General features: G+C 59.2%; 6 protein-coding genes. 5 read left to right on the top strand and 1 reads right to left on the bottom strand.

Translation table 11 applies throughout. From position 1 onward, the window contains the following. Window positions 1–106 precede the first annotated feature (106 nt). Window positions 107–757 carry a TetR/AcrR family transcriptional regulator gene (locus MRX98_RS19785; RefSeq protein ID WP_246914231.1) on the top strand — a complete coding sequence of 217 codons (651 nt, stop codon included), beginning with the start codon at window positions 107–109 and terminating at the stop codon, window positions 755–757. A gap of 18 nt (window positions 758–775) precedes the next feature. Continuing rightward, window positions 776–2,590: an acyl-CoA dehydrogenase family protein gene (locus MRX98_RS19780; protein WP_246914229.1), complete on the top strand. Its 1,815-nt coding sequence runs from the start codon at window positions 776–778 to the stop codon at window positions 2,588–2,590. A gap of 130 nt (window positions 2,591–2,720) precedes the next feature. Here the strand turns inward: MRX98_RS19780 and MRX98_RS19775 are convergent, their stop codons facing one another. After that, window positions 2,721–4,424: a long-chain-fatty-acid--CoA ligase gene (locus tag MRX98_RS19775; protein ID WP_246914227.1), complete on the bottom strand. Its 1,704-nt coding sequence runs from the start codon at window positions 4,422–4,424 to the stop codon at window positions 2,721–2,723. 384 nt (window positions 4,425–4,808) lie between these two features. Between MRX98_RS19775 and MRX98_RS19770 the strand changes: the two genes are divergently transcribed. The 3 genes from MRX98_RS19770 to MRX98_RS19760 all read left to right on the top strand — a co-directional run bounded on the left by MRX98_RS19770 (window position 4,809) and on the right by MRX98_RS19760 (window position 8,704). Then, window positions 4,809–6,857, top strand: a complete 2,049-nt coding sequence (locus MRX98_RS19770) for a (Fe-S)-binding protein (protein WP_246914225.1) — start codon at window positions 4,809–4,811, stop codon at window positions 6,855–6,857. A gap of 93 nt (window positions 6,858–6,950) precedes the next feature. Further along, a complete protein-coding gene (locus MRX98_RS19765; RefSeq protein ID WP_246914223.1) occupies window positions 6,951–7,739 on the top strand; it encodes an electron transfer flavoprotein subunit beta/FixA family protein in 789 nt (262 codons plus the stop codon). Beyond that, window positions 7,739–8,704, top strand: coding sequence for an electron transfer flavoprotein subunit alpha/FixB family protein (locus MRX98_RS19760; RefSeq protein WP_246914221.1), 966 nt, complete (start codon window positions 7,739–7,741; stop codon window positions 8,702–8,704). The genes MRX98_RS19765 and MRX98_RS19760 overlap by 1 nt, the downstream gene beginning before the upstream one ends. Window positions 8,705–8,791: the final 87 nt, after the last annotated feature.

Here is an 8,791-nt window from a genome sequence, read left to right as displayed (position 1 = left end):
CTCAACAAACCCAACAAACTCAATAAACCCAACAAACCCCTTGACGGCGCAAAACCGCTCTGATAAATGAGTGAGCATTCATTCATTATTGAAAAAGGTGACTTCCTTGTCCGTCAAGCGCAATACCGACAAATACGATCAAATTCTCGCCGCCGCTGTAAAGGTGTTTGCCGACAGGGGTTTCGCCCAATCCACCATCGCCCAGATCGCCCAGGAAGCCGGTGTGGCGGACGGCACCATCTATCTCTATTTCAAAAACAAAGACGACATCCTGGTCCAGTTTTACGAACGGATGACCGAACATGTCTCCGAGTGTTTCTACAAGGCGGTGGCCGAAGGGACCACCTCCATCGATAAGCTTTATAACCTGGTGCGGGCGCACCTGGAGGTGTTTCAGAGCCAGGCCAGCGGCGCCATCGTCTACCAGAGCGAGACCCATTTGCAGTGGCGCCTGGTGCAGGAGCCCACGCGCCAGATGTCCCGGATGTATCGCGAATTGATCTCCAAGCTGGTGGCCATGGGGCAACAGGAGGGGACCATCCGCTCCGATCTGTATGTGGGATTGGTCAAACGACTCATCAACGGTGCGGTGGAGGAGGTGATCAACACCTGGATCCACACCGGCATGGACCACGATCTGCCATCCATGGCCGAGCCGTTGGTGGATCTATTTATAAAAGGCATCGGTACGCAAGCGGGTGCCACGGCGGTCGACCATCTGGCGCCGCAGGACAATCAAAAAATCATGGTTCAATAAACAAAAGGAGAGCGTTCAATGGCCCAACAAATCGCGGATCGCAAAGATGTGGATTTTGTGCTTTTCGATCAACTCAATGTCGACAGCCTGAGCAAGTTCGATCAGTTCGGGGAGTTCAATCGCAAAACCATCGAAATGATTGTTTCCGAGGCCCGCACCTTGGCCATCAAAGAGATGCTGCCCACTATGAAGGACGGGGACGAAACCGGCTGCAAATTCGAAAACGGTACGGTCACCGCGCCCGAAAGCTTCAAGCGGGTTTGGAACCTGTTCAAAGAGGGGGAGTGGGTCAGCACCCACGTGTCCCCCGAATGGGGCGGTCAGGGCATGCCCCACTGCGTCAGCATCGCCGCCGGTGACTATTTCATGGGGGCCAACTTTTCTTTCATGATGTATCCAGGCTTGACCAACGGTGCCGCGTCCTTGATTGAGAACTTCGGCACCGACAAGCTAAAGAAGCTGTTTCTGCATAAGATGAACTCGGGCGAGTGGACCGGCACCATGCTGCTCACCGAGCCCGAGGCCGGTTCCGACGTCGGTCGGCTGACCTCCACGGCGGTCAAGAACGACGACGGCACTTACTCCATCAGCGGTAACAAAATATTCATCTCCTCCGGCGAGCACGACCTGTCCGACAACATCATCCATCCGGTACTGGCGCGCATCGAAGGTGCGCCGGCCGGCACCAAGGGCATCTCCCTGTTCCTGGTGCCCAAGATCTGGGTCAACGACGACGGCAGCATGGGCGAGCCCAACGATGTGGTGTGCACCGGCATCGAGGAGAAAATGGGGATTCACGGCAACGCCACCGCCTCGCTTACCCTGGGCGGCAAGGGCAAGTGCCGCGGCTACCTGCTGGGCGAAGAGAACAAGGGCATGCGCGCCATGTTCCTGATGATGAACGGCGCCCGTTTGCACACCGGCGCCCAGGGCTTCGCCTGCGCCAGCGCCTCCTACCTCAACGCCGTCAACTACGCCCGCGAGCGCATTCAAGGCCGTCACCTGAACGATTCGGCCAAGCACGACGCACCGGCCGTGCCAATCATCCAGCACCCCGACGTGCGCCGCATGCTGCTGACCATGAAATCCTACGTGGAAGGCATGCGCAGCCTGCTGTACTGGGTGTCCATGCTCATCGACAAGTCCCACCTGGGCAGCGACGAAGAAAAAGCCAAGGCCCAGGCGCTGGTGGACTATCTGACCCCCATCTGCAAGGGCTACGTCACCGATCGGGCCTCCGAGATGTGCAACCTGGGCATGCAGGTGTACGGCGGCTACGGTTACATCAAGGAGTATCCCCAGGAGCAGTATGTGCGCGACTGCCGCATCACCCAGATCTACGAAGGGACCAACGGCATTCAAGCCATGGATCTGCTGGCCCGCAAGACCGTCATGGACGGCGGCAAGGCCATGATGATTCTGGCCGGCGAAATGCAGGCCACCATCGAAAAAGCCAAAGCCATCGAGGCCCTCAAGCCGCTGGCCGAAAAACTGGAACCCATGCTCAAGAAGCTGGGCGACGTGGCCATGTTCCTGGGCAAAAACATGATGGAAGGCAAGGTGTTGAACGCCTTTGCCCATGCCTACGGCTTCATGGACATTGTGGGCGACACCGTCATGGCCTGGCTGCTGCTGTGGCGCGCCGAAACGGCCGCTCGCCTGCAGGCCGAGGGCAAACGTAAAAAAGATGAGAAATTCTTCGAAGGCCAGATCAAGTCGGCCGACTTTTTCATCAGCACCATTCTGCCGCTGACCAAGGGCAGAATTCAGGTGATCATGGACAACTGCTCCGCCGCGGTGGATATCGACGAAGAGTGCTTCGGCGGTAAATAGGACCGCAGCGGTTCAGCGCGACAAATAGAAACCGGGAACCCGCCGGCGGGTTCCCGGTTTTTGCGTCCTCGGATGCGGGGCGGTTTTACTCGGGGCGCACCGGACAGCCGGCGCACCCCGTTCGTGACATCTACTTTTTGTCGCCCCTTTGCTTCATCTCCTCCGCCCGCAGATCCTTCTTGAGCACCTTGCCCACGTTGGTCTTGGGCAGTTCCTTGCGGAACTCGATCTCCGTGGGCCATTTGTATTTGGCCAGCTTGTCGTGGCAGTAGGCGATCATCTCTTCCTCGGTGGCCGTTTCCCCTTCCCGCAGCACGATGAACACCTTGACCGTCTCGCCGCGGCTGGCATGGGGCACGCCGATGGCGCTGGCTTCCACCACCTTGGGGTGTTCGAAGTACACCTCTTCGATATCCCGCGGGTAAATGTTGTACCCGCCCGATATGACCAGATCCTTCTTGCGGTCGATGATGTAGAAGTAACCGTCCTCGTCCATGGTGGCGATGTCGCCGGTGTGCAGCCAGCCGTCGGTGATGGTTTCGGCCGTCGCCTCGGGACGGTTCAGATAGCCGCGCATCACCTGGGGGCCCTTGATCAACAGCTCGCCCGATTCGCCCACCGGCACCTCGGTTTGGCCGTCATTGACATCCACGATGCGGCAGAGGGTGTCGCAGATGGGCAGGCCGATGCTGCCCACTTTGCGCAGACTGCCTTCGCCGCAGGGGTTGATGTGGGTCATGGGCGAGGTCTCGGTCAGCCCGTAGCCCTCCACGATGATGCCGCCGGTGCGCTTCTCGAAATCCTTGATCACCTCCACCGGCAGCGGGGCACTTCCGGAGAACATGTTCTCGATGGAGCTCATGTCGATGCTTTCGATGCCCGGCTCCTGCAAAATGCCGATGTACATGGTGGGCACCAGGGCGGCGAAGGTGATCTTGTACTTTTTGAGGGTCTGCACCAACTGGGGCGGCTGCGGCTTGGGCACCAGCACCAGGGTCCAGCCGAAAAAGAGGCCGATGTTCATCACGCTGGTCAGCCCGAAAACATGGAAGAAGGGCAGGGCGCCGATGCCGACGTTGTTGCTGTCGATGTGGGGGAACCATGCCGCTCCCTGCTGCACCTGGCGGCTCAGGTTGCCGTGGGTCAGAACGGCCCCCTTGCTCACGCCGGTGGTGCCGCCGGTGTATTGATAGATGGCCACGTCATCGAAGGAGAGCTCGACCTTGGGCGGTTCGGGCGGGGTTTGGGCGATCAGGTCTTTCCAGCGGAACAGTTCGTCCGCCGGCTGCACATCGGCCTTCAACCCCTTTTTCTTGCCCACCAGGGGAAAGAGCAGGCTCTTGGGAAAGGGCAGGTAGTCGCCGATGCTGGTGTAGACGATCTGCTTGATCTTGGTTTTGGGGCGCAGGGCTACCATGCGGGCAGCCAGCAGATCGATGGTGATCAGTACCTTGGACCCGGAGTCGTTGAACTGGTGCTCCAACTCGCGGTCCGAGTAGAGGGGGTTGTTCATCACGGCGATGGCCCCGATGCGGTGAATGGCGTAAAAGGCGGCCACGCAGGGGATCATGTTGGGTAGCAGAATGGCCACGGCGTCCCCTTTGCGAACACCGAAGCGGTGCAGGCAGGTGGCGAAGCGATCGACCATGTCCTTGAGTTCTGTATAATTGATCTTGTAGCCCTCGAAGATCAAGGCGGTTTTGTCGGGAAACCGGCTGACGCTGCGGTCCAGAAAGTCGGGCAGGCATTTGTCCTCGAAGTCGACGAATTCGGGAACCCCTTTCTGGTAGTGCTTGAGCCAAGGTTTGTCTTCGTAGCGAACTGCCTGGGTCATACCGGCCTCCTTTGCATTGCTTGAAATAGTGTTTGCCGTCATTTTGGATCTGTGATATAGATCCTGCTTCTTAGGCCTGCAAGCAGTTAATTATGTTGGCTTTTTATATCCACCGACCCTGCTTGCGGGCATCGTGGGCAACTGTTTTCGCTTGACTCGGTTCGCTTCGTTTATTATGCACCATAGGTATGAATGAGCACTCATTCAGTTTTACGGTCAAGTTTCAGCGCCATTTTCGTCACGATTTCAGATCGTATCGTGGAAGTGCTGGATGTGGCGCCGGGCAATGTACCCTTTGGCTGAAAGAACGATAATCGAGTGATTGAGAATCAGCATTCTGAATTAAGTTCAATAATATAAACCAAGGGAGAAATAAAGAGAAAAATGGAAACAGCGTTGACACCACCATCCGGTTTAGGGATTCTGGCCATTTTGTTGTCGCTTGTTATCGTGGGTTTGGGAGTGGGTGCTTTCACCTACATCCTGGCCAAACGGATCCGGCCCCTGTTCAAGGCGGCCCCCGACTTTCGCAAGGACCGCATTTTCACCCGAATCAGCAACACCTTCAACCTGCCCCACCACCGCATGCCGCGCTATTTTCTGGCCGGCGCCATTCACATCACCATCCTGATCGGCTTTATCGTGCTGTCGCTGCGCTGGATCAGCATGGTGGTCATGGGGTTTTCCGCCGATCCCTATCTGCCCTGGCATTTCGCCATCGTGGGGGATGTGTATGATGTGATTCGCAATATCGTGGCGACGGCGGTGCTGGTGGCCTGCATCGTGGCCATCGTGCGGCGTGCCTATTTCCGGCCCGAGCGTTACGAGGTGCCCGAAAGATTCGGCAAGAGCCACACCCCCGAGGCGATTTTCGGGGTTGCCCTGATCGCCGCCCTGATGGTGCTGGACATGATGTTCGAGGGCAGCATGGTGGCGGCCGAGCGCCAGCAGGACATGGCCGCCAAGTTTCTGCTGCCCGGCACCGGCGTCTGGTTCGCCTCCCTGTTTTTCGGCGCGGCCTCCCAGGGCACCCTGCAAGTGGTCCACGGGGTCTCCTTTTACCTGCACATGGTGGTCTTTTTCGGTTTTCTGGTCTACCTGCCCTTCGGCCGTTTGTTCCATCTGGTGATGTCCCTGCCGACCCTCATGGCCATGAAGCTAGACAAGGGCACCGTCAAACCGGTGCGCTGGGGCGTGGACGACGACAAGCTGGACAGCCTGGAATCCTTCGGCGTGAAAAAGTTCGAGGATTTCACCTGGAAGCACATGCTCGACTTTTACGCCTGCGCCGATTGCGGGCGCTGCTCGGACAACTGCCCGGCCAATGCCGTGGGACGTCCCCTGTCGCCCCGCTTCATAACCATCAAATGCCGTGAATACGCCAAGGCCGCCTATCCGCTGCAAGGCGCCATCAAAGAGAGCGTGCCCTTGATCGGCAATGTGCTCGAAGAGGACGAGATCTGGTCCTGCACCACTTGCGGGGCCTGCGAGGAGGAGTGCCCGCTGCTGATCGAGTACATCGACAAGATGGTGGACCTGCGCCGCGGCATGGTGGACGAGGGCATGGTGCCCCAGTCCCTGCAGAAGCCGCTCAGCGCCATCGAAAAGCGCGGCAACCCCTGGGGCAAGATGGAAAAGAAGCGCGCCGAGTGGACCAAGGCCATCGCCGAGGAAGTGCCGGTCAAAGAGGTCAACGGCAAGGAAGAGGCCGAAACGCTCTTTTTCGTGGACAGCATCACCTCCTTCGACGACCGCATGCAGCTGATCGGCCAGGCCACCGCCAAGCTGCTGCACACCGCCGGCGAGGATTTCGGCATCCTGGGCAAGGACGAGAAGGACAGCGGTAACGAAGTGCGCCGCTTCGGCGAAGAGATGCTTTTCCAGGACCTCAAGGATCACAACACCGAAATGATCAAAGGCTCCGGGGCCCAGCGGATCGTCACCGCCGACCCCCATGCCTTCAACGCCTTGAAGCACGATTACAAAGATCTGCCGCCGGTGGAACACATCAGCCAGTACCTGGCCCGCCGGATCCGCGAGGGCAAATACAATTTCAAGGCGCTGCAGAACGGCCACAAGGTTTACACCTATCACGATCCGTGCTATCTCGGCCGTCACAACAACCTGTATGATGAACCGCGGGCCGTCATCGATGCCCTGCCGGGTGTCAAGCGGGTGGACATGGAGCGTTGTCGCGATCGCTCCTTCTGCTGCGGCGGCGGCGGGTTGATGCTGTTCTATGAACCGGAAGAAGAACAACGCATGGGCGTGCTGCGGGTCAAAATGGCCCAGGAAGCCGGTGCCAACGTCATCGTCACGGCGTGCCCCTTCTGCCTGGTCAACATGGAAGACGCCATCAAGGTGGCCGGCCTGGAAGGGCAGATGGAAGCCATCGATCTGGCCGAGCTGGTGGCCCAGCATCTGGATGAGTGACAAGGTCCGGCGGCCGCAGGGCAGCCGTCATGAACCGAACATATCGAGTGATTGGACGAAAAGTAACCACATTGCCATCAGGGAGGAGTAAACATGGAGATTCTGGTATGCGTGAAAAGGGTTCCGGATACCGCCGAGAACGAGATCGAGATCAAGAGCGACGGAACCGACATCAAGCGGGATGACCTGGTCTATTCGGTCAACGAATGGGACAACTACGCCGTTGAAGAGGCCATTCAGATCCGCGACAAGGTCGGCGGATCGGTCACCGTGATCACCGTCGGCGACGAAGAGGGCGAAGAGGTGCTGCGGCGCCAGATGGCCATGGGGGCCGATAACGGCATCCTGCTGTCCGACAGCGCCTTCGAAGGCTCCGACGGCCGCGGCATCGCCACCATTCTCAAGGCCGCCGTGGAAAAAGGCAAATACGATCTGATCATGACCGGCGCCCAGGCCGACGACGGCGCGGCCCAGGTGGGCGGTATGCTGGCGGCCATGCTGGACTTGCCCTATGCATCCCTGGTGAACAAGGTGGAAGTGGACAACGGCAAGCTGAAGGTCGGCCGCGAGATCGAAGGCGGCAACCAGGAGATGAACGAAATCGAGCTGCCCTGCGTGCTGTCCATCCAGACCGGTATCAACGAACCGCGCTACGTGGGTATTCGCGGTATCCGCAAAGTGGCCTCGGTGGAGATTCCCACCCTCGCGGCCGGCGATCTGGGCATCGATGCGGCCACGGTGGGCGCCGGTGCGGCCCGGGTGAAACGGGTGGATTACTTCACGCCGGAAATGGGTGAGGGCGCCGAGATTCTCGAAGGCAGCATGGAAGAAAAGATCGATAAACTGATTGAACTCTTGAAGGCCAAAGGAGGGTTGAAATAATGGCTCAGATGTTTGCCTATATCGCTCATAAGTGTGGCGAAATCGACGACACCGCCGCGGAACTGGCAGTGGCGGCCAAAAAAATCGACGCTTCCGCCGAAGTGACGGCCATCGTGGTCGGCGACGGCGCTGAGCTGGATACCGTGTGCCAGGCAGCGGCCAAGCTGTATCCCCAGGTGTGGAAATTCGCCCATGCCGATCTGGCCTATCCCAACGCCGAAATGGTGCGCAAGTTGCTGGTCAATGTGCTGGCCGCCGATGCCATCGTGCTCTTTCCCCATGACACCTTCGCCATGGACCTGGCCCCCGGCCTGGCGGTCAAGCTGGATTCGGCCTATGTGCCCGACATCGTCGGCGTGGACGGCATGGACGGCGGCGCCATCAAGTTGGTGCGCCAGGAGTATGCCGGCATGGCCCACGCCCATATCGCCTGCGATGCCGCCAATGGCGCCCTGCTGACCATGCGTCCGGGTTCTTTTCAGCCGGAAGCCGGCGCCGATGCGGGCGGCACCGTCACCGACAAATCCGGTGACATCGGCGACGTGAGCGCCAAACGCCGCTTCCTGGAAATCAAGGTGGCCGAGGTCGGCGATGTGGACATCACCAAGGCCGACGTCCTGGTCTCCGTCGGTCGCGGCATCGAAGAGCAAGACAACCTCGAAGTCGCCGAGGAACTGGCCAAGGCCATGGGCGCCGTGGTCAGCTGCTCCCGCCCCATCGTGGACGCCAAGTGGCTGGAAAAATCCCGCCAAGTGGGCACCTCCGGCGTCACCGTCAAACCCAAAGTGTACCTGGCCATGGGCATCAGCGGCTCCTTCCAGCACATGGGCGGCATCAAGGGCTCGCCCTTCATCGTGGCCGTCAACAAAAACCCCAAGGCCCCCATTTTCCAGATGGCCGACGTGGGCATCGTCGAGGACATCCTCGAGTTCATGCCCGCCCTGACGGAAAAACTGGAAGGCTAAGCACCACAACCATAGCCAATCCAAAGCAAGACACCAACGGCCGACCATGGCACCCGCCATGCTCGGCCGTTGTTTTCCCAATCCAAC

Origin of the sequence: Desulfatitalea alkaliphila (genome assembly GCF_022968795.1) — a bacterium.
Lineage (GTDB): Bacteria > Desulfobacterota > Desulfobacteria > Desulfobacterales > Desulfosarcinaceae > Desulfatitalea > Desulfatitalea alkaliphila.
Note: the sequence above shows the minus strand (reverse complement) of the source record. Positions and strands in the feature narration are given on the sequence as shown.

Coding starts and splice junctions, on each gene's coding strand:
- MRX98_RS19780 (WP_246914229.1), top strand. CDS start 776: ATGGCCCAACAAATCGCGGATCGCAAAGATGTGGATTTTGTGCTTTTC.
- MRX98_RS19775 (WP_246914227.1), bottom strand. CDS start 4,424: ATGACCCAGGCAGTTCGCTACGAAGACAAACCTTGGCTCAAGCACTAC.
- MRX98_RS19770 (WP_246914225.1), top strand. CDS start 4,809: ATGGAAACAGCGTTGACACCACCATCCGGTTTAGGGATTCTGGCCATT.
- MRX98_RS19765 (WP_246914223.1), top strand. CDS start 6,951: ATGGAGATTCTGGTATGCGTGAAAAGGGTTCCGGATACCGCCGAGAAC.
- MRX98_RS19760 (WP_246914221.1), top strand. CDS start 7,739: ATGGCTCAGATGTTTGCCTATATCGCTCATAAGTGTGGCGAAATCGAC.